The sequence below is a fragment of the Devosia sp. UYZn731 genome (assembly GCF_040546795.1).
Classification (GTDB): domain Bacteria; phylum Pseudomonadota; class Alphaproteobacteria; order Rhizobiales; family Devosiaceae; genus Devosia.
Genome location: NZ_JBEPOL010000004.1, coordinates 126,537 through 151,271 on the forward strand (window position 1 = coordinate 126,537; position 24,735 = coordinate 151,271).

The following is a 24,735-nucleotide window of genomic DNA, read 5'->3' on the forward strand; positions in this document are numbered from 1 at the left end:
GTTTTGCGCCTGCCCAGGTGAGCGCCCCCACCTGCCGGTCTCCCCGCCTTGACGCCGCGTCAGCGCCAAGTGACTGGCGGGAATGGAGGCATAATGGCATGGCCGGCAGGGACGGGGATAAGTTTTCTCAGGGACGCGTCGGCGCGGGAAATCCGGCGGGTGCGCCGAGGGCCGATTGCCGTTCAGCGACCAGGTGGCGATAGCGCTCCTCGAAGGCAAAACAGGCGGCGGTGAGCCGCGCTGTCAACAGCGCCAGATCGGCCTGCGTCATCGGGCTGGTCGGATCGATGTGGGCAAACTGCGGCAGGCCCGGCACCGGCCGAAACAGGCGGTTGGCCGTGGCGATCAGGCGATTGCAGGTGGACAGGGTCGTCGGCCCGAGCGCACCGGTGGGCTTTTCGCGGCGGATATAGTTGAGGGCGGCGATCTCACGCGACAGGTGATTGTAGATGGCGACGCGGTGCGGCTTGAGATTGGGCTGGGTCATGCTGGCTCCGGGGTTGGGGAGCCGGCAAGTATAAGGGGTGTGGGGGACGCGGGGATTTGTGTTCTTCTTTCCATGGGGAGACGGTGGGCCGAAGGGCCGGATGAGGGGGAGTGCTTGGGGGGCCTCCGGCAATGAGTGCGCGGCGAGATGGTCCTGTTTGTAGGTAGTGGGGGGCGATCACGGGCAGTGACGGTGGATTCGCGACGATCACGCGGATTTAGAGTGAGGACCCCCACCTAATCTCCCCCTGGCAGGGGGAGGGATCATATCCAGTGTGCGGCAAGGCTGGTGCACCACTTCCTGCTCCTCCCCCTCCCAGGGGGAGGCCGGGTGGGGGTTCACTTCCCCATCGCCAATGCTACGCTCCACCCCGGAGGCATCATGGACGATCCCATCACCTTTGCCCGCAAGCTGCGGCGGGAGCAGACGACGGCGGAGCGCGGGTTTTGGGCGCTGTTGCGTCGTGGCGCGACAAGGGCTGGCACTGGCGGCGGCAGGCGCCCATCGGCCCGTTCGTGGTGGATTTCGTCTACAGGCGAGGCTTACTGATCGTCGAGATCGATGGCGATAGTCATTATCAGGACGTGGGGGTGGCACGTGATGCGAACCGGACGGCGTATCTGGAACGGCAAGGCTATGCCGTGGTGCGGTTCACCAATGCCGATGTGCTGGAAAACGCCGAGGGCGTGTTCGACCGCATGCGCGAGATTTTGGGTGAGCCCGCGGCCTGACCTGTTCCTCCCCCTGCTAGGGGGAGGCCGGGGGGCTGCGAAGCGCAGTAAGAGACCATACCTAACATCCCTTGAAGAGGGGTGAGGGATTGAACGGTGATGGGGTGCCGTGTGGGAGTATTTGTGGGCAGGGTGAACGCGGCTTCCCGACGCCTATCTGCGGGCGTTGACCCAGGGACCGTCGAATTGCACCTTGACAACACACCGTTAAAACCGGTCCCACTAGGACATGACGCATCTGCTGGGGGGCAAATTGATCAAGGTAAAAATCCAAAACGGCCTAAATAGCATCGAAATTGAGGGAGCATTGCCGACGTTTCATCTGTACTAGAGAAGTACTGGGTGCCACGGGCAGCTGCATCAGGGATGACGTCGGAGAAGCCGGCGGATGAGGCTGCATCCGGCAAAACAAGATCGAAGTCGAAGCGCAAACCACCTTCGGGCGGCGGCGACGCAGGTAACAAGTCAGTGGTCCTGGACGCTGAGTTGACGGCAAACAAAATTAAGACGGATCAAAGATTTTCAGCGATCAAGACCAAGATATTGGACGTTGGAAACGAATGGATTTCTAAGTGTAAGCTCGTGGCTTTAGTCTCGGGGGAGCCTGTTACCTCGGGCGATGTATACCGCGTACTGACCCAGCTGAGAATCAAGAGCGCCTTATCGACGTTATCGAAAACTCTTAGCGGCAACTCAACAGATTTTCTTACAACGGGCAGCAACCCGGTGAAGTATGAACTTACTGCGGCAGCCCAGCAGGCATTCGAAAAATGGCTCGCTGATGCATGATACGTCGGGTTTCTGTTTGCAGCTCGCGCATGACGACGCCCTCAGCGAAGCGGACATTGCCGTTCTCGTTTCTTGGTTCCTGGGCGAGACACAGGCAGATGTGCCTGACCTAGGCCGAGTAGTTAATTTCATACTCGAGCATCAAATTCGAACAATCATAAACAAGTCTAGGCTCAGGACAAACCTGAAGAAACGTAGGGACATATCGCTGGGTATCGCGGACCGAATCGGAATTCCGCTGAAGGCCAGGGCCGCCATGCTTGAAAGGTTTGGTACCTACTTGGAGGAGAAGCCGCCAACGGTTCTGGACACTGTTCTCGTGCTGTCCGAGTTCGAGGGAGATCGGGCATATATCAAGGGGTTGGTCCGTCAAATCAATTCAAGCTACCAGTTTCACATCTTCGATGGCTGTGCCGTACTGATGCGAAGGTTGGTTGAAGTATTGATAATCGAGTCGTATGAGCGCGCCGAAATTGGTTCGGCTATACATGGCGGTGACAATTATTTGATGCTGTCTGGGATACTGAACGAACTAACTAGCGGACGTAATTTCAAACTATCTAGGAATGCACCAAGGATACTCGGGCGTTGCAAGGATATCGGCGACACGGCGGCGCACAGCCGAAACTATCTTACCAAAAAGATCGATATTGACGATTTTGCACAGGACTTCCGCAGAATAGTGGAAGAGATGAAATCACTGGTACCCCGGCCGTAATTTTTTCTTCAATTTGAGGGAGGTGCATTTGGTAAATGATAGATTAGATACTCCAGGCGAGGACGCGCCGCATTTTTTGTATGCTGAAATTCGCTACAAGTATCAGGATTTGGGCGAGGGCATAAGAAGGATGATAGCCGATTCACTAGAGTCGGCGGACATTCCCTATCATAATATTGGAGCGAGAGCCAAAGAGGTCGACAGTTTTCGCGAAAAATCCCAAAAACTACGTGCTGATGGATCTATCAAGTACAATGATCCACTGTCAGAAATAACTGATCTGGCTGGTGTTCGGGTAATAACTTACACCATCGATGAGGTTCGTAAGGTTTGTGACTTCATTTCCGAAAACTTTGAAATCGTCGAGAGAACTGACGTCGGAGAAGAGCGGTACCGCGGTGGCCGGTTTGGGTATCAGAGCATACACTTCCTAGTTCGGCACTCTGAGAACAGGTTGATGTTTCCCGATTTCGTAAGGCACAAAAACCTTCTATGTGAAATTCAGGTAAGAACGCTTCTTCAGCACGCGTGGGCCGAGATCGAGCACGACGTTCAGTATAAAAATCAGTCGGGTTTGCCTGATTCATTGCAAAGAAAATTTACTGCACTGGCAGGATTGCTAGAAATAGCTGATAGAGAATTTCAGTCCATCAGAGATGAAGATGATAGTCTAAAGCAAAGGATAACGGAGTCATTACAAGAGGACTTAACGAAGGACGCGCTGGCTGAGACTGAGGGAGCGGATAAATCCGGGGCAACCGCTCCGGAAGTTGAGGCTGCCTCTGTTCGACAGTTGGTCAAAGCGAAGCGCTACGATCAGGCTATCAAACTGTATAATGCAATGGTCGCAGACAGCCCCACGATGCATACCCTTTTTCAGGGACGAGCTCGTGTCAAATTCCTGTCTGGAGACCGCGCCGGAGCTATCGAAGATATCGAAAGCGCGCTTGCTCTCAACTCCACGGACCCCGCGACACTTAATCTACTGCGGCAGATTAAGGAGGGAACGGTTGGTGTACCCAATTACCGTTCAAATGGCGGCGGCGAAGCTATGGCGATGGGTAACGAGGCCCTGATGAAGGGAGACGGCGTCAGTGCATACGAGCACTATTCTCGTGCTCAGGAGGAAGGTGCACCCCGGCCGCTGTCCATCTTAAACAAAGCCACAGCTTGCTTTGTCGCGCAAGACTACGAGGGCGCCAAGATTCAACTTGGCGCGCTTGAAATACGACCAGGCACGAACTTTTCTGTGACCATTGGCGGTATGTATGCTCTGATCTATGCCATCTGCTCACCTGAAAAGTTCGACTCAGAACTTGAGCGCCTTCTTCGATTGCATGCTCAATGCAGCGGATATGACTTCGAGGTGTCGGTGCTCGGTAAGTTAGTTCGAGGACTTAGGGCCACGAGTGTCAAGCTTACCAACGAGGCGGAGAGTATGCTGGCGCTGGTGTTGTCTGAACTTCAGAATCAACACCAGCAATAAGTCAATCTAGTTCACCTCGCCACTCAACGTATCCAGTTCCATCTCCCTTAACCGCTTCACCTCGTCCCGCAACCGCGCGGCCTTCTCGAACTCGAGGTTCGTCGCGGCCTCGCGCATCTGGGTTTCCATGTCCTTGATGACGGCGGCGAGGTTGGCGCCGACCTGGACTTGTTCCTTGCCGTCCTTGCCTTTGCCAATAGAGATGGTGACGTGGTCGCGTTCGTAGACCGAGTCCACGATGTCATGGATGTTGGAGCGGACCGAGGCGGGGGTGATGCCGTGTTCGAGGTTGTAGGCGACCTGTTTCTCGCGGCGGCGGTTGGTTTCGGCGAGGGCGCGTTCCATGGAGCCGGTGATGCGATCGGCATAGAGCACGACCTTGCCGTCGACGTTGCGGGCGGCGCGGCCGATGGTTTGGATCAGGGAGGTTTCTGAGCGGAGGAACCCTTCCTTGTCGGCGTCCAAAATGGCGACGAGGCCGCATTCGGGGATGTCGAGGCCTTCGCGCAGCAGGTTGATGCCGACGAGGACGTCGAAGCCGCCGAGGCGGAGGTCGCGGATGATTTCGATGCGCTCGATGGTGTCGACATCCGAATGCATGTAGCGCACGCGAATGCCCTGTTCGTGCAGGTATTCGGTCAGGTCCTCGGCCATTTTCTTGGTGAGGACCGTCAGGAGCGTGCGGTAGCCCTTCTTGTTGGTTTCGCGGATTTCGTCGACCACGTCATCGACCTGGGCCTTGGCGGGGCGGATTTCGACCGGGGGATCGATCAGGCCGGTCGGGCGGATGACCTGTTCGGCGAAGACGCCGTCGGTCTGGTCCATTTCCCATTTGCCCGGCGTGGCCGAGACATAGACCGATTGCGGGCGCATGGCGTTCCACTCCTCGAAGCGGAGGGGGCGATTGTCCATGCAGCTCGGCAGGCGGAAGCCGTATTCGGCTAGGGTCGCCTTGCGGCGCAAGTCGCCGCGATACATGGCGCCGAGCTGGCCGATGGTGACGTGGCTTTCGTCGACGAAGACCAGGGCGTTATCGGGGAGATATTCGAACAGCGTCGGCGGTGGCTCGCCGGGGCGGCGGCCGGAGAAGTAGCGGGAATAGTTCTCGATGCCAGCGCAGGAGCCGGTGGCTTCCATCATTTCCAGATCGAACAGGGTGCGTTGTTCGAGGCGCTGGGCCTCGAGGAAGCGGCCGGCGCCGTTGAGTTCCTGCAGGCGCGCGGCAAGCTCGGCGCGGATCTGCTTGATGGCCTGGTTCATGGTGGCGCGGGGCGTCACGTGGTGGGAATTGGCATAGACGCGAATGAAGGTGAGGTCGGCGGATTTCTTGCCGGTGAGGGGATCGAATTCGGCGATGGACTCGATTTCGTTGCCGAACAGGGAGACGCGCCAGGCGGCGGCTTCATAATGGGCGGGGAAGATCTCGATGGTATCGCCGCGCACGCGAAAGGTGCCGCGCACGAAGCCGGTATCGCCGCGCTTGTATTGCAGGGCGACGAGCTTGGCGAGCAGCTCGCGCTGGTCGATCTTCTGGCCCTTGCCGAGATCGACGGTCATGGCGGTGTAGTCTTCGACCGAGCCGATGCCGTAAATGCAGGAGACCGAGGAGACGATGATGACGTCGTCGCGTTCGAGGATGGAGCGCGTGGCCGAGTGGCGCATGCGGTCGATCTGCTCGTTGATGGTGGATTCTTTTTCGATGTAGGTATCGGTGCGCGGGACATAGGCCTCGGGCTGGTAGTAATCGTAGTAGGAGACGAAGTATTCGACGGCGTTGTCGGGGAAGAAGGACTTGAACTCGCCATAGAGCTGGGCGGCGAGGGTTTTGTTGGGGGCGAGGATCAGCGCGGGCCGGTTGGTGCGGGCGATGACCTGGGCGGCGGTGAAGGTTTTGCCGGAGCCGGTGACGCCGAGCAGGACCTGGTCGGTCTCGCCATTGTTGACGCCTTCCACCAGTTCGGCAATGGCGGTGGGCTGGTCGCCGGCGGGGGTGTAGGGGGTGACCATGCGGAAAGGCATGGAGGCGCCGCGCGTGGGGCGGGTGGGGCGATGCGGCATCCAGGGGGAGGAGCCTTCGACTTCCTTGCGGCCGTGCAGGATGATCTGTTCGAGGGCCTTGACGGTGGCGGTGACGCCGACGGTCTGGGCGTCCTCGACGGTGCGGCTGGAGCCGGATTTGGAGCGGGCGCTGGAGAGGGCGTCGCGCAGTTTGCCGATGGTCTCGGGGTCCTTGGCGGCAGCGCCGGAGATGTCGCGGGCGCTCATCGCCTCGGGCGAGGGCATGTGGCCGAAACCGGCCTGGGGGCTTTCGCCCAGCCCCGAGAAATCGATGCGGTCGACGGAGTTGATCTTGGTCTTGCCGGTTTTCGGCGCCATGCCGGTGGCGTTATCGTGGCTGGACTTGGTGGTGCGGCGCTTTTCCAGCGCGGTCAGCTTGCGCTGTGCGGCTTTTTCGGCCTTGAGAGCCTCCTTGGCGGCAGCGGCGGCGTCGGCCTCGACCTTGCGGGCAGCCTCGATCTTTTCCCAGTCCATGCGGGATTTGTTGCGCATGCGCTCGGCATAGAGGGGCTTATTGGCCGCGATGTCCTCGGCTTTTTCGATCTCGCTGAAGAACTCCTCGATGGAGAACTCGGCTTTGCCCGGGCGGGCAGATTTGTCGGAGGCCATGGGACACCGTGGTACTTTTGATAAGGCAGATATGTGGGAACGTTGCGCGCAAATGCAATGTTCCGGCGACCTTAGCATTCCATGAACGGAGAGGGAACGGGGGTGCTGACAGATCGTGTCAGCACTGATGTTTGGCGCCCATGCGATTTTGGCGGAGCGACGGGGCGGCGGCAAGGGGCGATAACGAGGCATCGGCAGAGGAGCCAAGCGATGGAGATTATCAAGGGCACGAATCTGGCGCTGGCCTTCGCGGTCGAGCTGGCGATGCTGGCGGCGCTCGGTGTGTGGGCGTTCGGGCTGCAGGAGACGTGGGTGCGCTGGGCACTGGTGGTGGTGGTCGTCGGCGTGGCTGTGGCGCTGTGGGCGGTGCTGGCGGCGCCGACATCGGGCAGCCGGCTGGGCGAGCCGTCGCTCAGCGTGTTCAAGATCGTATTGTTTGGGGCGGCGGCACTGGCGTTGACCCAGGCTGGGCACGGGTCTTGGGCGGCTGCGTTCGCCATAGTCGCAGCGGCCAATCTGGGGTTGGCGGCGCTGTGGGGCCAGCTTTAGGCGGGCAGGCACATTGAGCCGAGCGAGCGCCGCCGGGGATAGGCGGCGCTCGATGCGGGCAATCAGGCGAGCAGGCTGGGGGGAAGTTTGCCGCCATTGGCGGCGAGCTTGGTGATGACCTGCTTGTGCAGCCAGATGTTCATGGCGGCGGAGTCGGATGTGTCGCCCTTGTAGCCAAGCTCGTCGGCCAATTGCTTGCGGGCGGTCAGCGAGCTGTCGATGTCGAGGGCCTTGAGCAGGTCGACGATCGAGGTTTTCCAGTGCAGCGTCTGGCCGGATTTAGCGACGGCGGCATCGAGGACGGCGGCGACGTCGACCGTCTGGGGGGCGGCAGCGGAGGCATTGGCGGCCACGGCATCGGCGATCGACTTGTTGGCGGCGGCCATGCCGGCATCAAGCGCGGCCTGCTGGGCGGCCTGTACGCCAGGGGCAGGGGAGGCAACGCTCGTGGGAGCGGGGCTGGCAGCAGGCTGCGACGCGGCAGGGGGAATTGCGGCGGGGGACGTATGGCCGAATATGCGGTCCTTGATGTTGTCAAAAATGCCCATGCTGTGCTGTCTCCTCAGCGATCGGAATGACGTGCCTAAGGCAAGTCTTGCCTCGGCTAACGCGCGGCCATTGGTGCCGTTCCCGTTTGTGGAGTGGCGTGGGCTGGCACAGAGCAGCGTTCAAATCTGGCGTGATTGGAGACTTTGCCTTTGCGACTCCGCAAGGGAAGTGCGAGAGATCGGCCGATAAATCATTAGGATGCGAGCAATTAGCACTACGTCAACGCAGGGCGAGGCCGATGTGCCGACCGCCATCAGCCCTCTCCGCTGGCCCATCCTGGCCGCCGTCATGGTGTCGATGGCGATGGTCGCCTTCGAGGCCACGATCGTGTCGACGGCGATGCCGCAAATCGTCGCCGACCTGGGCGGATTGACGCTCTACAGCTGGGTGTTCTCGTCGTACCTGCTCGCGACGACAGCGGTGACCGTGGTGTTCGGCAAGTTTGCCGACATCTATGGCCGTCGGCCGATCGTGTTGCTCGGCATCGGAGTGTTCCTTGCGGGCTCCATCCTTGCGGGCCTAGCCTCGTCGTTGCCGATGCTGATCGTCGCGCGGCTGATCCAGGGCGTCGGCGCGGGGGCCATGCAACCGGCGGCCATGACCATCATTGCCGATCTCTATCCGGGCAAGCAGCGCGGCAAGGTGCAGGGGTATCTGGCCGCGGTGTGGGCAGTCTCGGCGGTCAGCGGCCCATTACTGGGCAGCTTCATCGTCCACGCCATTTCTTGGCCGTGGGTGTTCTGGATCAACATTCCGATCGGCCTTGTGGCCGCGGTGATCTATTTGGGTTTCCTGCGCGAACCGGCTCGCAAGAAGGGCGGATCCGTCGATATTGCCGGGGCCATCCTGTCCGCCGTTGCCATTGCCGCCCTGATGCTGGCGCTGACCGAGGGCGGCAATTCGATGCTGCTACTCGCCAGCAGCATCATTGTGTTTGTCATTGCGGCTGTGCTGTTCGTCATGCAAGAGCGCCGGGCGCCAGATCCGATGATTTCGCTGGAGCTGTGGCAGCGCCCGTCGATCGCCACGGCCAATGGGGTGACGGTGCTGGCCAGCATGTCGCTGATGGGACTGACCACCTTCCTGCCGATCTACGTGCAGGGCGTGCTGGGGCAATCGGCGATGGTGGCGGGCTTTACGCTGACCACGATGCTGCTGGGTTGGCCGATGGGGGCGACTATCGCGGCACGGATTTTCTATCATCTGGGTGCGCGTCCGCTGGTGCTCACCGGCGCCGTCCTGCAGCCCGTCGGGGCACTGGTCCTGACGCTCATGGGGCCCGATAGCTCACCGATCCAGGCGGGCATTGCCTCGCTGATAATGGGCTTTGGCATGGGGCTTATTACCGTCTCGGCACTGTTGGTGATCCAAGGCGAGGCCGCTGCCCACGAACGTGGTGCGGGCACGGCGTCGAACCTGTTCTCGCGCAATCTCGGCAGCACACTGGGCGCGGCAGTGATGGGTGCGGTGCTCAATTTCGGACTTTGGCAGGTTTCGGCAGGACATGGCGTGAGCGAGGACCAACTGCGCCAGTTGCTCGGTCGGACGGGGGACGTTGTCGCCGCCGAAGGGTCGGTCCGTATTGTGCTGCAGGGCGCGCTACACTTGACCTTCATCGCCATGCTGGTTCTGGCGCTGGCGACGGTCTGCGTCGCGATATTCGTGCCGAAGCGGGTGGCGCAGCCAAAGTGAGCGGCGCCTAAGCCTGGGACGGCGCGCCCAAGGTGACGACGAACTGTTTTGTTCGTGCCTGAACCGGCGCGTTGAACACCTGGGCCGCGGCCCCGGCCTCCACCACCTCTCCACGCTCTAGGAATACCACGTCGTGGGCGATCGCCGCGGCGAGGCGGAGGTCGTGGGTGGCGATGAGCATGGTGGTGCCTTCGCGGGCGAGCTGGACAAGGACGTCGACAACTTCGCCGGCGAGTTCGGGATCGAGGGCGGAGGTGGGTTCGTCGCAGAGCAGGACTTTGGGCGATGGAGCAAGAGCACGGGCGATGGCGACGCGCTGTTGCTGGCCGCCGGAGAGGTTGGTGGGCCAGGCATCGGCCTTGTGGGCCATGCCGACCTTGTCGAGCAGTTCGAGGGCGCGGGTGCGGGCCTTGTCCTTGGGCCAGTTGAGGACGGTCAGCAGGGATTCCATGACATTTTCCAACGCGGTCTGGTGCGGGAAGAGCTGGAAATTCTGGAACACCATGCCGGTGTGACGGCGCAGGCGAAGGATGGCGTCGCGGTGGGGGCGGGACGTCGGGTTGAAATCCAGCACCTCGTCATCGATCTGGACGCGGCCGGATTGGGGGATTTCCAGCAGGTTGACGCAGCGCAGCAGGGTGCTCTTGCCGCCGCCGGAAGGGCCGATCAGGGCGGTGACGCCGCCTTCGCGGACGGCGAGGCTGACATCGTTGAGGACGGTGAGATCGCCAAAGCTCTTGCGAATGTGGTCAAGCGTGATCATGACGCGGACTCCATGTGGCCGCCATAGCGGGAGAGGCGTTTTTCCAGACGGGTCTGCAGGGTGGAGAGGACGGAGCTGAGCGCCAGGTAGATGATGGCGACTTCGATATAGATGATCAGCGGCTCATAGGTGGTGGCGACGATGCGCTGGCCGGCCTGGAACAGCTCGGGCACGGTGACGGCCGCGGCCAGCGAGGTGTCCTTGATCAGGGCGATGAAGGTGTTGGACAGCGGCGGCACGGCGATGCGGCTGGCCTGGGGCAGGATGGTGCGGCGCATGGCCTGGGGCCAGGTCATGCCGATGGAAAAGGCCGCTTCCCACTGGCCTTTGGGCACGGCGGTGATGACGGCGCGGATGATCTCGGACGTATAGGCGCCGACATTGAGGGTGAAGCCGATCAGCGCGGCGGGGAAGGCGTCGAGGACGATGCCGATGCTGGGCAGGCCGTAAAAGATCAGGAAGAGCTGCACTAGCAGCGGCGTGCCGCGAATGACCCAGACGTAGAATTTGACGATGGCGGATAGGGGCGCGGGGCCGAAGAGGCGGGTGATGGCGGCGATGAAGCCGACGGCGAGGCCGAGGGCGAAGGAGAGCAGGGTCAGCGGCACGGTGAAGAGGATGCCGGCGCGCAGCAGCGGCAGCAGGGAGGTCAGCATCAGATCGAGCCAGTGCGGCATGGATGGGTCCCCGTGAGACGCGGTTGAGTCTCGATAGCATTAGTGGGTGTCGGAGGGGAGAGGCGGCTGCATTACCGGGCGCGATCTAGCCCTATACTCCCTTCCTTCCCGCGCGCTTGACCCGCGGGCCTCTCGCCGATCGTGCCGGGTTGAGAGTGGCCCGCGGGTCAAGCCCGCGGGAAGGAAGGTGGGTGGGCATTTAGTGGACTATAAAGCGACCCCCACCCTTGATCCCTCCCCACAAGGGGGAGGGAGACGACTGAGCGTTTGGGTATTTACTTCGAGACGTCGGCGCCGAAGTATTTCTGGGAGATTGTCGCGTAGGTGCCGTCGGCCTTGATGGAGACGAGGGCGTCGTTGATAGCGGCGAGCAGTTCAGGATTGCCCTTGGCGATCAGCACGCCGGAATGGTCGGCGGCGTCCTGGGTGGCGGCGATCTTCACATTGGCGTCGGGCTTCTGCTTCTTGAAATCGTAGAAGGAGAGGCTGTCATTGATGGTGGCATCGGCGCGGCCGTCGATGACCAGAGCGATGGACTGATCGAAGCCGTCGGTGCCAACCAGTTCAGCACCGCTTTCGGTGGCGAGCTTGCCGAAATTGCTGGTCAGGGTCTGGGCCGACTTCTTGCCGGCGAGATCGGCGAAGCTGGTGATATCGGTGTTGTCGCCGCGCACGACGAGGACGGCCTTGGAGGCGATGTAGGGTTCGGAGAAATCGTATTTGGCCTGGCGCTCGGGATTGATGCCGACCTGGTTGATGACGGCGTCATAGCGCTTGGCATCGATGCCGGCGATCAGACCATCCCACTTGCCTTCGACGAATTCGGCTTTGACGCCGAGGCGCTTGGCAATTTCCTGGCCGATTTCGACGTCGAAGCCGACGAGAGCGCCGGTGTCGTCGTGGAAGGTGAAGGGGGCATAGGTGCCCTCGGTGCCGATGCGCAGGGCGCCGGCGGACTTGATGGCGTCGAGGCCAGATTGCGCGAAGGTTGGGGTCATCACTGCAAACTGCAGCAGGCCCAAAGCAATAATCGACTTTACCAGTTTCATGTTTGTCTCCTTGCAGCGCGTATGTTTCCCACGGCGCAAGGTGATCTATAGGCACGGTTCAGTCTTCGCCATCGCTGTTGCCAGCAAAAAGCAGGATGTTTCTGCGGCAGCACCCAAGGCGCATTGGCATACTCAGGATTTGGATTTTAGGGAAACGGCGCTGCTGACGATTAGTGGGGCGGCCGCCCGGAGGCGACCGCCGAGAGCATCAGCTCACGACGCGCAATGGCCTCGGGACATCCCAGCCCAGGCCCTCGATGGAGGTTTCGCGGCCTTCGGTGATATTGGCGAAAGTGGCGATGGCAGCGGGGCGGCTGAGGAGGAACCCCTGGGCTTCGCCGCAGGTTTCGCCGCGCAGGAAATCGAGCTCTTCCAGCCGTTCAATGCCTTCGGCCACGACCGGCAGCTTGAGGCCGGCGCCAAGGCCGAGGACCGCGCGGACGATGGCGGCGGACTGCTCGTTGCTGTCGACCGACTTGATAAAGGACTGGTCGATCTTGATCTTGTCGAATGGGAAGGCGCGCAGGTTGGCCAGCGAGGAATAGCCGGTGCCGAAATCGTCCATGGCGATGCGCACGCCCAGGGCCTTGATCTGGCGCAGGCTGACCAGGGTGCGGTTGATGTCACGGACCAGCGCGGTCTCGGTGATCTCGATCTCCAGGCGCTGGGCGGGGAGCCCGGTCTTGCGAAGGATGTCGGCGATCATTTCGGGCAGCTGGGCGCTTTGCATCTGCACCGCCGAGACGTTGACGGCGATCGAAAGGGGGCTGGCCCAGGAGGCGGCCTCCTCGCAGGCAGTGAGCATCACCCACTCGCCGATCTGCATGATCAACCCGCTTTCCTCGGCGACGGGGATGAAGGTGCTGGGCGAAATCTGGCCCTGGTGGGGGTGGGACCAGCGCACCAGCGCTTCGAAGCCGTTCACCAGGCCCGAGGCGATATCGACCTGGGGCTGATAGACCAGATGCAGTTCCTGGCGGGAAATGGCGTGGCGCAGGTCGTTTTCCATCAGGCGGCGCTGGCGCACGGCGGTGCCCATTTCGGTCTCGAAGAAGCGGTAGATGCCGCGGCCGTCATGCTTGGCGCGGTAGAGCGCGGTATCGGCGTGGGTGACGAGGTGCTGCGGGTCTTCGGCATTGTTGGGGAAGAGTGAAATGCCGATGGAGGCGGAGATCATGGTGCCGTCGGCGGCGTTCTGGTTGGCGTCGCGGAAGCCGTCGAGAATGCGCTCGGCGATGCGGCCGGCGCGGGCCGGGCTGCCGATATCGGGGATGATGACGGAGAACTCGTCGCCACCGATGCGGGCCGCAAAGGCTTTGTCGCCAATGGTGGCGAGCAGGGTCTGGCCGACCCGCTTCAGCAGGGCGTCGCCGGCGGGGTGGCCGAACAGATCGTTGACCTCCTTGAAGCGGTCGAGATCGAGGCACAGCACGGCAAAGCTCTGGCCCTGCCGCGTTGCCAGCGCGATTTCGCTTTCCAGGTGGCGATTAAAGCTGGCGCGGTTGGGCAGGCCGGTCAGGGCATCGTGATGGGCGAGGAAGCGGATATGCTGCTCGGCCTGGCGGCGGGCGCTGAGATCGCGGACGGCCACGACGTGGTGCGGCTTGCCGTTATAATCCACCTTGCGCAGGATGACCTCTACCGGGATGTGCATGCCCTTGGGGCCCACGAGATCGGTTTCGACGGCGACATTGTGCCGGGCGAGCAGGGCGGCGCAGGTGGTGTCATCGAAATAGGCCGACAGTGGCTTACCGGTGACTTCGGCGTCATTCTGGCCGACCAGGGTGCGGAAGCTGGCATTGACCGTGACGATGTTGTCGTTGAGGCAGACTATCAGGCCCTCGACGGCGGCATCGGCAAGGCCTCGCATGCGGTGCCCTTCAAGGGCGGCGCGCTTTTCTTCGCGCAAATCGAGGCGCAGCGCCATGAGGGCGGTCAGCAGGACCATGATGCTGCCGATGGCCACCGCTATTCCCAGATATTCGGGGGTCGCATCGGCGGCGCTGACGATGGCGTAGCAGTTTTGCATGCCAGCGGCACCCATGCCGGTGAAGTGCATGGCGCAGATGCCCAGAGTGAGCAGGGCCGTGCCGCCGAAGCGGGATTTGACGCCGGTGCCGAGCGCAGCAACCAGCAGGGCCGCGGCGCCGAACACGATGCCGAGTAGAAGCGAAGCGGTCACCAGCGTGGTGTCCCAGGCAATATTGCCGCCGATCATCAGCGCGATCATGCCGACATAGTGCATGCCCGCAATGCCGATGCCGACGATGGCGCCGCCCAAGGCCTTGTCGGAGCGTCGACTGCCCGCCGTGGCCACCCAGAAGCCGCCGCCGGTCACGACGATGGCGAGCGCCAGCGAGAGCAGCGTCATCCACAGGTCATAGCCGGTCGGCATGCCGATGGCGAAGGCGAGCATGGCCACGAAATGGGTGGCCCAGATGCCAAAGCCAACCGAACCGGCCGCGATCGCCAACCAAATGGCGCGGGTGCGACCGGGCCTGAGTTTTTGCGCGTGACTCAGCAGCGTGACGCCGGCGAAGGCGGATAGCGCACAGATGAGGGCGGCAAGGACCACGAGGCGCAAGTCGTGATGCAGGAACAGGGTGGAGAGGACAGTTTGCATAATGGTCTCGGCGTTGATTACCTGGACCATCAGGGCGGGTCAGTAAAAACCCTATGAAGGCGGAAATAACGTGATCGAAACCGGGCGGGTTATGGCCCGGCTAGTTAATGATGTGTGGCGAGCGCCCGACGATAAGCGGCTGGCTTTATTGAGTTAATAGACCCGGATCGAGGAAACGGCATCGTTCAGATAGCGGCCCAGGACCGGTTCGCTCTTGATGATGCGGGTGCAATAGGACTGGAAATCGGCGTCGCGGCAGACGGCAGCGGAAACGTGACCCTCGACGGTCACCGAGGAGAAGCGATTATCGATGTGGTACAGCAACAGGTCGTTGTAGACGTTGCCGGAGGTCATGCAGACCGAGGCGCCGGTATAGTTGCGGCCTTCGAAGAAGCAGACCTGGCCGGGGCCGCCATGGCCATAGTTCAGGCGAGGGCCGCTCAGCGGACCGGCGGAGGACAACCCGAAGCTCAGCTTGGAAATCTGGGTCCAGCCGCGTTCATGGCCCTGGCCAACCACGCACCACCGCACGGTGCAGCGATAGACAAGGATTGCCTGGTCGGCGGCGATGGCGCCGACAACGTCATAGGGGCCGCCGGGACCTTCGCGCAGGGTCAGGTCCTGAGTGCTCCAGGCAGGCGTGCCGTATCCGGGACCTTCGGCCATTGCGGGTGCCACTGCGAACAGCAGGACCAAAGGCGCAATCAGTGCAAGCAGGATTTGGCGCGTGCGCAGTACCATGAATAAAGGCTCCCAGGATCGGCGTAAGATGGCGCGATAGTAGCGCGGGCAGTTGCCACATCCAAGCCGCAATTACCAAAGGCAAACAAAAAGCGCCATCCCGAAGGACGGCGCTTGATGTGGCGTCAGAGCAGTTTAGCGAATGCGGACCGAATACACGTCGCCGAAGCTGCTGAGCGAGGAGGCGCTGGTGGTGTAGGTGCGGCAATCGCGGAAGTTGCGATCGGCGCAGACCTGTACGCTCAGGCCGTCCTCATTTTCCATCGACTGGAAGGAGCCGGCCATGCGGCCAAGGTCGCGGACGCTGTCGCCCGACTGGTAGCATTCGCTGTTGCCGCGGAAGCGGGTGCGATCGTAGAAGCAGACTTCGGCATCCTGATAAACGGGCGGGCGCGTGCCGGGGCCGTTGCCCGGGAAATTATCGCCGGGGCGCGGGCCGGGGCCATTGCCGGGGAACGGACCGTTATTGCCCGGGAATGGGCCGTTATTGCCGGGGAAGGGACCATTATTGCCCGGACGTGGGCCCGGGCCATTATTGCCGTTGCCGACACCGATATTGATGTTGGGACCGCCGGGGCCGCCAACGGAGAAGCCGAAGGACACGCCGGGATTGCTCGGATTGACCGGGCGGCCACCAGCGCTCAGGTACTGGGCCGAAACCCAACCGGAGACGCGACGGCCTTCGACATAGCAGAAGCCCGAGTCGCAGCGCTGGACGTCCACCTGAGTGCCGCTCGGCACGGCGGTGACGACGGCATAGTTGGTGCCGGGGCCGGAGCGCACATTGACGTTGGAGGTGATGACGCCCGGCGCTGCCTGGGTTGCGGGGAGGAAGGTGAGGGCGGCAGCGGCGGCCACGGCAAAGCCGGTGGCAAGGTTCAGCAGCATTCTGCGAGTTTGGCGGTTCATCAAGGCGCTCCATGGATGGGCTTAGTCGGCGTGCCCAAGAATCGGGCACGCGGAAGATTAGGTGGATGTTGTGCTAGGAACGGGGCGCCGGTGCAAAGGGTTCCTGCACCGGGCCTCGTGGGGACGCTGAGCTCAATAGACCTCGAGCGAGGAGACTCGGCGGTCGATCTGGCTGGGCAGGCGCGACTGGCTGGAGCGCAGGGTGGCGCAGGCGCCTTCCATATCCTCGTCGCGGCACAGATCGACGCGGGCGCGCCCGAAGATTTCTACCGAGCGGATTTCATTGTCCCAATCGTCAGGCAGGTAGGCATAGCTCTGGCCAATATCGACGCAGAAGCTGTCGCCACGGAAATTGGTGCTGCTGTAGAAGCAGGCCTGGGCGCGCTGAGAGGGCTGGGGGCGAGGCGGGCGCGGTTGCTGCTGCGGCGGGAAGGGGCCCGGATTGTCGTTGCCGAAACCGAAGTCGAAATTGAAATTGGGACCGTTGCCACCAAAGCCGCCATTGTTGCCGTTATTGCTGGGCTGGGGCGCCTGAGGGGCACCATCCAGAGCGATAGTGGGTGGCTTGAAAATGCCCTTGAAGATGATGGAGTCCCGGCCGATCCAGCCGGTCGTATTGCCATCGGAGACCTTGCACCAGACGCCATTGCAACCCACGACATTGATCGGCGTCGAGGCACCATAGGTGGCCACCAAGGCGGCGCCGGAATTGGGCACGGACAGCACCTGGACCTGCTGACTGGTGGCGCCGCCCGTGGCGAAGGCGGGGGTAGCGAGCGCGGCAAACGACATCGCGGCGGCGAAAGCGGCAATGGCAAGGCGGAAGGTGGGCATGAGGGGCTCCCGAAAACGATCGCAATGGCGACCTGTTGGCCGTTTGAACACGAACAGGCTGAACGCGGCCTGAACGGATTCGTTCAGCATTGTGGCCGTTCAAGGGAGACGGTGTCAGGCTTCGATCTTGCGCTTCATGCCGTGATCGTCGAGGGCGACGTAGACGAAGCGGGCTTCGGTGACCTTGACGCGATCACCGAGGCGGTTGCGGCGGGCCCAGGCTTCCATGGAGACGGTGATGGACGTGGTGCCGACACGCTCGACTGTGGTGTAGACGCAGAGCACGTCGCCGACCTTGACGGGCGAGATGAAGGTCATGCCCTCGACCGCCACGGTGACGGTGCGGCCCTTGGTGCGCTCATGGGCGGCGATGGAGCCGGCAATATCCATCTGGCTCATCACCCAGCCGCCGAAAATGTCGCCGGCTGGATTGGTATCGGCAGGCATGGCCAGGGTGCGGATGGTGAGGTCGCCCTTGGGTTCGGTTGCCGAGCGGTCCATGATCAGGGTCCTTTGACTGGCCAACGGCCGACAGCTTCTTCCCAGTGCCGGCGGCAAAGGGACAGGTAAACGGATTTTTCGATGGAAACCTGGTTGCCATCGGTGAGGACGCGTCCATCCATGCCTTGGCGCACCACCATGGTGGCCTTGGCGCCGCAGGAGCAGATGGTGCGAATTTCTCGCAGGACATCGGCAATGGCAAGCAGTTCGGAGGAGCCGGGAAACAGTTTGCCCTGAAAATCGGTGCGCAGGCCGAAACACATGACGGGAATACGCAGGCGATCGCTGACGCGCGCCAGTTGCCAGACCTGGTCATGGTTGAGGAATTGGGCCTCATCGACGAAGACGCAATCGACCTTGGCGGCGTCGGAATGGTCGCGGATGGTCTGGAACAGATCGTCGCCATCCGCATAGAGTTCGGCGGCTTCAGAAATTCCCAGTCGCGACGAGATCAGGCCAACATCATCCTTGGCATAGAGAGAGGAGGTGAACAGCAGCGGGCGCATGCCGCGTTCGCGGTAATTATAGGCAGCCTGCAGCAACAGGGTGGACTTGCCTGCATTCATCGCCGCGTAAGAAAAATAGAGTTTGGCCATGGACCGCGCTGGAGGATTGGATCAGCGCCCGTTGTGCCGCAGCGGCGGGGTTTGCGCGAGCGCAAACGCGATTGGTCCACATAAAAAGCGGCCGCCCCGAAAGGCGGCCCAGATGCCGATTAGGGTCGGCCGAGCCAGGCTGGCGGCCCAAGCTCGCATAAAATGCCTAGCGCGGCGTTGGGGAAACGCGGGGCCGGGCGGTTCGGGCCGAATGGGGTAAGGCCGGAACGAGGCAAGCCTATGAGCCAGGCATGACAGGGCAATGACGGGCATGTGACTGTGGACAAGGGGGTGGAACCGCCTCGTTCAGCGGGCATTCAGCTTGGTGACGGCAGGCTGAACCGATCGATGGTTTTGCGTTCAGGAGATTTCCATGCGGGGTTTTGGTAGGGCGATCGTCGCGTTGGGACTGGTGATGGCAAGCGTGGCGCCAGCTTTGGCGTCGCCCAATGGCGTGTGGGAACTGGAGACGCGCGATACGCGCATCCAGCTGCAGCTTTGCGGCGATGGCACCAAGCTGTGCGGCACGCTGGTCTGGCTGTCCGACGCCGATTACAACAAGCAGTATCAGCGCTATCTGAATACGCCGGTGACGACCGGCATGGCTCAGGCGGGCGAGGGCCGGTGGAAGGGCAAGCTCCGGCTGCTCGGATACGACATGTCCGGCAGCATCACCCAGCAGAGCGAGGATCAGATGACGCTTTCGGGCTGTGCGTTCGTGGTGGTGTGCAAGACCTACCAAATGTATCGGCACGACAAGTGACGGTCCGTCGTGCCCTTCGCGGTGTCGTGGCAGTGGCCGTTTTGGCGATCGCGCCGGCGGCCTTTGCGGCATCGCCGGTGGGCACCTGGGAAATCGAGATGCGCGACTCGCGCTACCGGGTGGAGCTGTGCGGCGACGGCACGCAGCTGTGCGGCACGCTGATCTGGCTGGGCAATGGCGCCGACAACGCGGAGAACCTGCCCTATCTCAACACGCTGTTGATCGACCATGCGCAGGCAACGGGGCCGAATGAGTGGAAGGGCGACCTGCACCTGTTCGGGCAATCGGCGGGTGGAACGATCACCCAGGTGGGCGACGACGAGATTGAGCTGAAAGGCTGCGTAGCGCTGGTGATCTGCAAGACCTATCGGCTGCATCGCTACGCGGAATGAGCCTGGGGTTGGTCAGCCGCCATCCATCCCCGCCGTCGCCCTTCCCGCGGGCCACTCTCAGCCCGGCACAAGCGGCGAATGGCCCGCGGGTCACGCCCGCGGGAAGGGCGGTGGGTGGGGAAGCTTCGGTGCGTCCAGTCTTTTCGGCTTCATCGTCCTTTCCCTTGATGGGTGGGAGCGCTAGGCGGCCGGCGCGGGTGTTCGGCGTGCGTTGAGCGCCGGGACGATCTCGACCAATAATATTGCCACCAGGATCAGCGCGGCGCCGGCATAGCCGACGGCGGGGAGGCGTTCGCCCAGCAGCAGGGCACCGCCGAGCGCGGCAAACAGGCTTTCGGACGACAGGATAATCGCCGCATTGGCGGGCGGCACATATTGCTGGCCGACCGCCTGGAAGGTGAAGGCGATGGCGGTGGAGAAAATACCCGCATAGGCGATTTCCATCCAGCCGTTCATGACGCCATAGAAACTGGGCGTTTCGAGCATGAAGGCCAGGATCAGGCCGAGGGCGCCGGCGACGAGGAAGCTGATGCAGGAAATCAGGATCGGCTGGCCGGTGGTGCGGGCGATATGGCCGAGCATCAGCACGTGGCAGGCCCAGAACAGGGCGCTGATGATGATCCAGAGGTCCCCGCCATTGAGGCGATCGAGCCCGCCGCCATTGAGATAGTAGATGCCGATCAGTGCCATGGGCATGCCGACCCAGACGATGGGGTGGGGCCAGGTGCGAAAGGCGAGCAGCGCGATGGCGGGGACGAACAGCACATAGAGGCTGGTGAGGAAGCCGCCATTGGTGACGGTGGTGGTGAGCAGGCCCACCTGCTGCAGCCAGGAGCCGATGAAGAAGGCCAGCGACATGAGGCCGATGAATAGCCAGTTGTTGCGCGTCAGGTGGACGGCCTGGCGGCGGCGCTCGAACAGGGCGACGGGCAGGATGACGATGCCGCCGAGCAGGTAGCGCAGGCCGATGAAGGTGAGCGGGCCCATCGATTCCATGGCCGATTTTTGCACCACGAAAGCGAAGCCCCAGAGCATGGTGCAGAACAGGAGCAGGGCAATGGCGGCGGGACGGGGCATGGGGACTTTCGGATGGTTTGATGAGACGCGGTGAGGGCAGTCACCCTCACCCGGCCTCCGCTTCGCTCGGCCACCCTCTCCCCGACGGGGAGAGGAATAATGCGAGCGCAGTGCCTCTTATTCTTCTCCCCCGTCGGGGAGAAGGTGGCGCGCAGCGCCGGATGAGGGTGTCTTACTTCAGTTCGGCATCCAAAGCGGCGATGAGCTGGGCGATTTCTTCGGGCGTGGTGTAGTGCACGAAGGAGAGTCGGAGGACGCCGTGGTTGGGGTCGATGCTGAGGGCCTGGAGCAGGCGGTAGGCGTAGAAATGACCGCCGCCGGCCATGATGCCGTGCTTGGCGAGGCGCGCGGCGACGGGGCCGGCGGGTTCGTCCAGCGCGATGGCGATGGTGGGCGCGCGCAGGGCGGGATCGTCAGGGCCGATGAGGCGGACGGAATTCTTGCCGCGCAGATAATCGAGCAGGGGCGTGGCCAGGGCGATTTCCTGGGCACGCATGGCGTGATGGGCGCGGCGGAAGGGATTTTCGCCCGGCGCATTGTCACCGGCGATGGCGGCGACGGCTTCGAGATAATCGACGATGCCCGAGGCGGCGGCGATCTGGGCGTGGTCGGGACCGGCGGGGGTCAGGCGGTAGCGTGGCTTGTCGTCGTTGAAGAAATGGCCCTGGTTGGGCAGGTCCATCGCCAGCGAGGGACGGACGGCCATGACGCCCTGGTGGGGGCCGTAGACCTTGTAGGCGGAGAAAATATAGATATCGACACCGAGCGCGGCGAGGTCGGGCAGGCCGTGGGGCGCGTAGCTGACGCCGTCGATGACGGTGACGGCGCCGATGGATTTGGCGCGGGCGGCGACCTCGGCGATGGGGTTGATTTCACCGGCGACGTTCGAGCAATGGGTCGCGGCGATGAGGCGGACCTTGGCGTCGAGCAGGGTATCGAGCGCGGCGAGGGAGAGGCGGCCGGTTTGTGGATCGACCTGCCATTCGCGCACTTCGATGCCGCGCGCGGCGAGGCGACGCCAGGCGCCCGAATTGGCCTCGTGGTCCTGATTGGTGACCACGATGGCGTCGCCGGGCTTGAGCCAGGAGGCGAAGGCATTGGCCAGCACATAGGTGTTCGCCGAGGCGGAGGGGCCGAAATGGATCCAGTCGGCGCTAACGTTCAGCGCTTGCGCCATGCGGGTGAAGCTCAGGTCCATCGCCGAGCCGGCTTCCTGGGAAGCGGGATAATGGCCATAGGGCTGCACCTTGGTGGCGCGGACGTAATGGTCGAGCTTGTCCATCACCTGGCGCGACATATAGGAGCCGCCGGCATTTTCGAAGAAGGCCTGGCCTTGCAGGGAGGGCTCGGCAAAAGCGGGGAAATGCGCGCGAATGCGGGCCGGGTCGAGGGGCAGGGCGGTCATGAGGTGATCCAGTCAGCGGGGTGGCCGATTGGTAGATCATCAAGGGGGCCGGCGCAACAAGGGGCAGGCCCCGGCTCGTTAGAGCCAGGGCCTGTGCGGCGCCGGGGTATTGTGGGGGCAGGCCCCGGTGCCGACGATCAGCCCGATGCCGGAGGGTAGGGCAGCGGGCTAAACTCTATGCGGTCCTAGCTCTTGAGCGGCACGGGCGCAGCGTCAGGGGCGGCGGGAGCGTTGAGCTGGCCCGGAATTGTCCGCTTGCCATGGTGGCCCATCGGGCCCTTGCGCTGCTCGCCCTGCCAGCCGGACCGCTGCTCGCGCTGCGGCATCAACTTGGCTTTCTGCTCATCGGTGAGACTGGAGAAGAAGGCCTGGAACGACGGCTGCACGGCAGTGAGCGCGGCGAGATGGGCCTTTTCGACCGCAATGCGCTGATCGAGACGGGCGACGATATCTGGGCGCGGGGCCGGTGTCGTGCCGGCAGCTGGGGCGGCGGGGCGACCGGCATCGATGACTTTGGTGAAATCCGCCTGGGCGGCCAAAGCTGCGGTCTTGAAGCTTTCGAGGAGCGTTTTCTGGGCGTCGGTCAGATCGATGCGATGGGTCAGGCGAACCAGCGCGATTTCGATCTGTTGGCTGTCGCGCCCGAAATCGAGCACGCCACCGAGGCCGGCATCGCCATTGCCCGGACGCTGCTTGTTGGCGTGATTATTGGCACCGCCGCCCTGATGATGCATGGGCTGCATGGCGCCGCCTGGATGCTGCATATGCTGCTGGAAGCGGGGTTGGGCTTGCTCGGCCATAGCGGGGGCTGCGGCGGCGAGGCCGACACTGACTGTCATCAATGCCACAATGGCGGTCGCGGAGATCGTCTTCATGGGGGTTGTCCTTTGCATGGAAAGCCGTTTGGAGCGGCGTAAACACACATTAGACCGCGTTACCTGTGCGCGACCTTGCGAGGGGATGAACACTTAGCCATGTTGGTAACGTTCAGGCCGAAAAGGATTGAATGTGATCGACATTGTTAACGATCCGTTGCCGACGGATGCTGCGCTGAGCGCCCTGTGGATGGCGGCTTGGGGTGATGCCGGACCGGCCAGTTTCCAGCCGATTTTGCGGCGCAGCCTGGCGCATGTCGGGGCATATGATGGCGAGCGATTGGTGGGCTTTGTCAATGTCGCCTGGGATGGCGGCATTCATGCCTTTATCCTCGATACCTGCGTGGACCCCGCCTATCGGCGACAGGGACTCGCAACGCGGCTGGTGCAGGCGGCGACCGAGGCGGCGCGGGCGCGCGGGGCACAATGGCTGCATGTCGATTTCGAGCCGCATCTGACCGCGTTTTATCGCGGTTGCGGGTTTGCCGATACAGCGGCGGGACTGATCGCGCTGGCTTGAGGCAGTGCGTCGGTCAGGCCGTTGGAGGGGCCTTCTTGCCGCGTGATGGCGGCGTGGCGGCCGGCTTGCGGCCGAGGCCGTTGCTTTTCGCCAGGGTCGAGCGGACTGCCGCATAGCTGGGGGCAACCATGGGATAATCGTCCGGCAGGCCCCATTTCGCCCGGTAATCATCCGGTGTCATCTGGAAATGCGTCATCAGATGGCGCTTGAGGGATTTGAACTTTTTACCGTCTTCCAGGCAGATGATGAAGTCGGGCGTGACCGATTTTTTGATGGCGATGGCGGGTTTAAGCTCAGGCATCGCCTCAACGGGAGCCGCAGCGCCAAGCGTTTTGAGAGCCGCGTGGACACTGGAAATCAGCGTTGGAAGATCGTGGGTGCTGATGGGATTGTGACTGACATAAGCGCTGACGATTTCGCCAGTGAACACTACTAGATCGCTGGCAGCGTTTGCTGTTTCGTCGCTCGTCATCAAATCGGACCCTGAACCATGTGCGGCTGCCCATACGAATACCGGATTTATCGGGGCTGTCCATCGAAAGTTTAGCCCCGCTAAAATTTCAACTTGCGCCGATTATCGTCGGCCAATCTTTACCGTCAGGGGCATCCGAGAGTGAGTCGGACAGCGGCGACGGTCGGGCCGTGCGCGCCTCAGGAGGCGATGTATTCCCGCAGGGCGCTGGCCTCCTGTTCGACCTCTTCGATCTTGAACTTCACCACGTCGCCAATGGAGATGATGCCCACCAGGGTATCGCCATCAACGATGGGCATGTGGCGGATGCGGAAATTGGTCATGCGCTCCATGACCTCGTCGATGGGGGTAACCGGCGTGCCGGTGACGACGCCGCGCACCATGCAATCGGCAATGCGCAGGTTCAACGTGTTGGCCGGATCGGTGCCGAGGCGGCGCACGATATCGCGTTCCGACAGGATCCCGATGATCGATCCGTTGGTAGCGGTGATGACCACGGCGCCGATATTGTGCCGGTTGAGCAGGGCGACGGCATCGGCCAGGGTGCCGGTTTCGGGCAGGGTGTGCACCAGCACGCCCTTGGTTTGAAGGATATTTTCGACAAGCATCGTTGAGTCCTCCTCATTGCGGTGATTGCGCGGTTTTTCGCAAAGTGTGCGCCCGAGGGCGGGGCAGGGCAATAGGGAGAAGGTCTGAGAGACTGTTTGGAAATTCTACCTTGGCGGCCATCTGCCGCGCTTTTCTGCGCTTCCGGTGCTCACGTACCCAAACGTACGCTGCGCTCCGGTTCTCGAAAACCACGGCATCTGACTCACCAGGGCGAATTTCTAAACAGTCTCGGAGGCGCGACGAAAAAAAGGGCCGGCGCGA

At 62.4% G+C, this 24,735-nt stretch carries 25 protein-coding genes and 1 pseudogene; 9 read left to right on the forward strand and 17 right to left on the reverse strand.

What is annotated here, in order from left to right; translation table 11 throughout:
- Positions 1 to 127 precede the first annotated feature (127 nt).
- On the reverse strand, positions 128 to 487 hold the full coding sequence (locus ABIB57_RS11215; RefSeq protein WP_354040816.1) for a hypothetical protein: 360 nt from the start codon (positions 485 to 487) through the stop codon (positions 128 to 130).
- A 446-nt stretch (positions 488 to 933) separates the two neighbouring features.
- Here ABIB57_RS11215 and ABIB57_RS11220 point away from each other — a divergent pair, with 446 nt between their 5' ends.
- The 4 genes from ABIB57_RS11220 to ABIB57_RS11235 all read left to right on the forward strand — a co-directional run bounded on the left by ABIB57_RS11220 (position 934) and on the right by ABIB57_RS11235 (position 4,211).
- Positions 934 to 1,218, forward strand: coding sequence for an endonuclease domain-containing protein (locus tag ABIB57_RS11220; RefSeq protein WP_354040817.1), 285 nt, complete (start codon positions 934 to 936; stop codon positions 1,216 to 1,218).
- Between the two features lie 366 nt (positions 1,219 to 1,584).
- Entirely contained in the window at positions 1,585 to 2,007 is a 423-nt protein-coding gene (locus ABIB57_RS11225; protein ID WP_354040819.1) for a hypothetical protein, read from the forward strand.
- The gene (locus ABIB57_RS11230) at positions 2,000 to 2,725 is read left to right on the forward strand and encodes a hypothetical protein (protein ID WP_354040820.1); all 726 of its coding nucleotides are present in this window, start codon (positions 2,000 to 2,002) and stop codon (positions 2,723 to 2,725) included. The genes ABIB57_RS11225 and ABIB57_RS11230 overlap by 8 nt, the downstream gene beginning before the upstream one ends.
- 28 nt (positions 2,726 to 2,753) lie before the next feature.
- A complete protein-coding gene (locus ABIB57_RS11235; protein ID WP_354040822.1) occupies positions 2,754 to 4,211 on the forward strand; it encodes a RelA/SpoT-related domain-containing protein in 1,458 nt (485 codons plus the stop codon).
- Between the two features lie 33 nt (positions 4,212 to 4,244).
- On the opposite strand, the pseudogene uvrB reads toward ABIB57_RS11235, so the two are convergent.
- Positions 4,245 to 6,587 (reverse strand): annotated as a pseudogene (uvrB, locus tag ABIB57_RS11240) (excinuclease ABC subunit UvrB); the annotation flags it as partial.
- A gap of 501 nt (positions 6,588 to 7,088) precedes the next feature.
- Here uvrB and ABIB57_RS11245 point away from each other — a divergent pair.
- Positions 7,089 to 7,427 (forward strand): DUF2568 domain-containing protein, encoded by a 339-nt coding sequence (locus tag ABIB57_RS11245; RefSeq protein ID WP_354040824.1) that lies wholly within the window; start codon positions 7,089 to 7,091, stop codon positions 7,425 to 7,427.
- 62 nt (positions 7,428 to 7,489) lie between these two features.
- Here the strand turns inward: ABIB57_RS11245 and ABIB57_RS11250 are convergent, their stop codons facing one another.
- Complete coding sequence (locus tag ABIB57_RS11250) at positions 7,490 to 7,975, reverse strand: DUF3597 domain-containing protein (protein ID WP_354040826.1); 486 nt, start codon at positions 7,973 to 7,975, stop codon at positions 7,490 to 7,492.
- Between the two features lie 199 nt (positions 7,976 to 8,174).
- Here ABIB57_RS11250 and ABIB57_RS11255 point away from each other — a divergent pair, with 199 nt between their 5' ends.
- Positions 8,175 to 9,668, forward strand: a complete 1,494-nt coding sequence (locus ABIB57_RS11255) for an MDR family MFS transporter (RefSeq protein WP_354040827.1) — start codon at positions 8,175 to 8,177, stop codon at positions 9,666 to 9,668.
- A 7-nt stretch (positions 9,669 to 9,675) separates the two neighbouring features.
- Here the strand turns inward: ABIB57_RS11255 and ABIB57_RS11260 are convergent, their stop codons facing one another.
- The 9 genes from ABIB57_RS11260 to ABIB57_RS11300 all read right to left on the reverse strand — a co-directional run bounded on the left by ABIB57_RS11260 (position 9,676) and on the right by ABIB57_RS11300 (position 18,361).
- Entirely contained in the window at positions 9,676 to 10,431 is a 756-nt protein-coding gene (locus ABIB57_RS11260; RefSeq protein ID WP_354040829.1) for an amino acid ABC transporter ATP-binding protein, read from the reverse strand.
- Positions 10,428 to 11,108, reverse strand: a complete 681-nt coding sequence (locus ABIB57_RS11265; protein ID WP_354040831.1) for an amino acid ABC transporter permease — start codon at positions 11,106 to 11,108, stop codon at positions 10,428 to 10,430. Before ABIB57_RS11265 ends, ABIB57_RS11260 begins: the two co-directional genes overlap by 4 nt.
- A 275-nt stretch (positions 11,109 to 11,383) precedes the next feature.
- Entirely contained in the window at positions 11,384 to 12,157 is a 774-nt protein-coding gene (locus tag ABIB57_RS11270; RefSeq protein WP_354040833.1) for an amino acid ABC transporter substrate-binding protein, read from the reverse strand.
- A 208-nt stretch (positions 12,158 to 12,365) separates the two neighbouring features.
- Positions 12,366 to 14,780, reverse strand: a complete 2,415-nt coding sequence (locus tag ABIB57_RS11275) for an EAL domain-containing protein (RefSeq protein ID WP_354040834.1) — start codon at positions 14,778 to 14,780, stop codon at positions 12,366 to 12,368.
- A 153-nt stretch (positions 14,781 to 14,933) separates the two neighbouring features.
- A complete protein-coding gene (locus ABIB57_RS11280) occupies positions 14,934 to 15,521 on the reverse strand; it encodes a peptidase inhibitor family I36 protein (RefSeq protein ID WP_354040836.1) in 588 nt (195 codons plus the stop codon).
- 135 nt (positions 15,522 to 15,656) lie between these two features.
- Positions 15,657 to 16,430, reverse strand: a complete 774-nt coding sequence (locus ABIB57_RS11285) for an SH3 domain-containing protein (RefSeq protein ID WP_354040838.1) — start codon at positions 16,428 to 16,430, stop codon at positions 15,657 to 15,659.
- A 132-nt stretch (positions 16,431 to 16,562) separates the two neighbouring features.
- Complete coding sequence (locus ABIB57_RS11290) at positions 16,563 to 17,264, reverse strand: peptidase inhibitor family I36 protein (protein ID WP_354040840.1); 702 nt, start codon at positions 17,262 to 17,264, stop codon at positions 16,563 to 16,565.
- A 114-nt stretch (positions 17,265 to 17,378) separates the two neighbouring features.
- A complete protein-coding gene (locus ABIB57_RS11295; protein WP_299732847.1) occupies positions 17,379 to 17,765 on the reverse strand; it encodes an acyl-CoA thioesterase in 387 nt (128 codons plus the stop codon).
- Between the two features lie 2 nt (positions 17,766 to 17,767).
- Complete coding sequence (locus tag ABIB57_RS11300; RefSeq protein WP_354040842.1) at positions 17,768 to 18,361, reverse strand: thymidine kinase; 594 nt, start codon at positions 18,359 to 18,361, stop codon at positions 17,768 to 17,770.
- Positions 18,362 to 18,734: 373 nt separating this feature from the next.
- Between ABIB57_RS11300 and ABIB57_RS11305 the strand changes: the two genes are divergently transcribed.
- Together ABIB57_RS11305 and ABIB57_RS11310 are read left to right on the forward strand one after the other, a co-directional pair.
- Positions 18,735 to 19,124 carry a DUF2147 domain-containing protein gene (locus ABIB57_RS11305; protein WP_354040844.1) on the forward strand — a complete coding sequence of 130 codons (390 nt, stop codon included), beginning with the start codon at positions 18,735 to 18,737 and terminating at the stop codon, positions 19,122 to 19,124.
- 32 nt (positions 19,125 to 19,156) lie between these two features.
- Positions 19,157 to 19,516 carry a DUF2147 domain-containing protein gene (locus ABIB57_RS11310; RefSeq protein ID WP_354040846.1) on the forward strand — a complete coding sequence of 120 codons (360 nt, stop codon included), beginning with the start codon at positions 19,157 to 19,159 and terminating at the stop codon, positions 19,514 to 19,516.
- Between the two features lie 180 nt (positions 19,517 to 19,696).
- Here ABIB57_RS11310 and ABIB57_RS11315 read toward each other — a convergent pair whose 3' ends face one another.
- The 3 genes from ABIB57_RS11315 to ABIB57_RS11325 all read right to left on the reverse strand — a co-directional run bounded on the left by ABIB57_RS11315 (position 19,697) and on the right by ABIB57_RS11325 (position 22,873).
- On the reverse strand, positions 19,697 to 20,593 hold the full coding sequence (locus tag ABIB57_RS11315; protein ID WP_354040848.1) for a DMT family transporter: 897 nt from the start codon (positions 20,591 to 20,593) through the stop codon (positions 19,697 to 19,699).
- Positions 20,594 to 20,765: 172 nt separating this feature from the next.
- Positions 20,766 to 21,998 (reverse strand): aminotransferase class V-fold PLP-dependent enzyme, encoded by a 1,233-nt coding sequence (locus ABIB57_RS11320; protein WP_354040850.1) that lies wholly within the window; start codon positions 21,996 to 21,998, stop codon positions 20,766 to 20,768.
- Positions 21,999 to 22,183: 185 nt separating this feature from the next.
- Entirely contained in the window at positions 22,184 to 22,873 is a 690-nt protein-coding gene (locus ABIB57_RS11325; protein WP_354040852.1) for a Spy/CpxP family protein refolding chaperone, read from the reverse strand.
- 190 nt (positions 22,874 to 23,063) lie between these two features.
- Between ABIB57_RS11325 and ABIB57_RS11330 the strand changes: the two genes are divergently transcribed.
- A complete protein-coding gene (locus ABIB57_RS11330; protein ID WP_502914385.1) occupies positions 23,064 to 23,393 on the forward strand; it encodes a GNAT family N-acetyltransferase in 330 nt (109 codons plus the stop codon).
- 13 nt (positions 23,394 to 23,406) lie between these two features.
- On the opposite strand, the gene ABIB57_RS11335 is transcribed toward ABIB57_RS11330, so the two are convergent.
- Positions 23,407 to 23,865 carry a Ros/MucR family transcriptional regulator gene (locus ABIB57_RS11335; RefSeq protein WP_354040856.1) on the reverse strand — a complete coding sequence of 153 codons (459 nt, stop codon included), beginning with the start codon at positions 23,863 to 23,865 and terminating at the stop codon, positions 23,407 to 23,409.
- Between the two features lie 179 nt (positions 23,866 to 24,044).
- Positions 24,045 to 24,473: a CBS domain-containing protein gene (locus ABIB57_RS11340; protein ID WP_354040858.1), complete on the reverse strand. Its 429-nt coding sequence runs from the start codon at positions 24,471 to 24,473 to the stop codon at positions 24,045 to 24,047.
- Positions 24,474 to 24,735: the final 262 nt, after the last annotated feature.

Bases quoted from the DNA above. Each gene is read 5' to 3' on its own strand.
- ABIB57_RS11215 (WP_354040816.1), bottom strand. From the start codon at position 487: ATGACCCAGCCCAATCTCAAGCCGCACCGCGTCGCCATCTACAATCAC.
- ABIB57_RS11225 (WP_354040819.1), top strand. From the start codon at position 1,585: ATGACGTCGGAGAAGCCGGCGGATGAGGCTGCATCCGGCAAAACAAGA.
- ABIB57_RS11230 (WP_354040820.1), top strand. From the start codon at position 2,000: ATGCATGATACGTCGGGTTTCTGTTTGCAGCTCGCGCATGACGACGCC.
- ABIB57_RS11245 (WP_354040824.1), top strand. From the start codon at position 7,089: ATGGAGATTATCAAGGGCACGAATCTGGCGCTGGCCTTCGCGGTCGAG.
- ABIB57_RS11250 (WP_354040826.1), bottom strand. From the start codon at position 7,975: ATGGGCATTTTTGACAACATCAAGGACCGCATATTCGGCCATACGTCC.
- ABIB57_RS11255 (WP_354040827.1), top strand. From the start codon at position 8,175: ATGCGAGCAATTAGCACTACGTCAACGCAGGGCGAGGCCGATGTGCCG.
- ABIB57_RS11260 (WP_354040829.1), bottom strand. From the start codon at position 10,431: ATGATCACGCTTGACCACATTCGCAAGAGCTTTGGCGATCTCACCGTC.
- ABIB57_RS11265 (WP_354040831.1), bottom strand. From the start codon at position 11,108: ATGCCGCACTGGCTCGATCTGATGCTGACCTCCCTGCTGCCGCTGCTG.
- ABIB57_RS11270 (WP_354040833.1), bottom strand. From the start codon at position 12,157: ATGAAACTGGTAAAGTCGATTATTGCTTTGGGCCTGCTGCAGTTTGCA.
- ABIB57_RS11275 (WP_354040834.1), bottom strand. From the start codon at position 14,780: ATGCAAACTGTCCTCTCCACCCTGTTCCTGCATCACGACTTGCGCCTC.
- ABIB57_RS11280 (WP_354040836.1), bottom strand. From the start codon at position 15,521: ATGGTACTGCGCACGCGCCAAATCCTGCTTGCACTGATTGCGCCTTTG.
- ABIB57_RS11285 (WP_354040838.1), bottom strand. From the start codon at position 16,430: ATGAACCGCCAAACTCGCAGAATGCTGCTGAACCTTGCCACCGGCTTT.
- ABIB57_RS11290 (WP_354040840.1), bottom strand. From the start codon at position 17,264: ATGCCCACCTTCCGCCTTGCCATTGCCGCTTTCGCCGCCGCGATGTCG.
- ABIB57_RS11295 (WP_299732847.1), bottom strand. From the start codon at position 17,765: ATGGACCGCTCGGCAACCGAACCCAAGGGCGACCTCACCATCCGCACC.
- ABIB57_RS11300 (WP_354040842.1), bottom strand. From the start codon at position 18,361: ATGGCCAAACTCTATTTTTCTTACGCGGCGATGAATGCAGGCAAGTCC.
- ABIB57_RS11305 (WP_354040844.1), top strand. From the start codon at position 18,735: ATGCGGGGTTTTGGTAGGGCGATCGTCGCGTTGGGACTGGTGATGGCA.
- ABIB57_RS11315 (WP_354040848.1), bottom strand. From the start codon at position 20,593: ATGCCCCGTCCCGCCGCCATTGCCCTGCTCCTGTTCTGCACCATGCTC.
- ABIB57_RS11320 (WP_354040850.1), bottom strand. From the start codon at position 21,998: ATGACCGCCCTGCCCCTCGACCCGGCCCGCATTCGCGCGCATTTCCCC.
- ABIB57_RS11325 (WP_354040852.1), bottom strand. From the start codon at position 22,873: ATGAAGACGATCTCCGCGACCGCCATTGTGGCATTGATGACAGTCAGT.
- ABIB57_RS11330 (WP_502914385.1), top strand. From the start codon at position 23,064: ATGGCGGCTTGGGGTGATGCCGGACCGGCCAGTTTCCAGCCGATTTTG.
- ABIB57_RS11335 (WP_354040856.1), bottom strand. From the start codon at position 23,865: ATGACGAGCGACGAAACAGCAAACGCTGCCAGCGATCTAGTAGTGTTC.
- ABIB57_RS11340 (WP_354040858.1), bottom strand. From the start codon at position 24,473: ATGCTTGTCGAAAATATCCTTCAAACCAAGGGCGTGCTGGTGCACACC.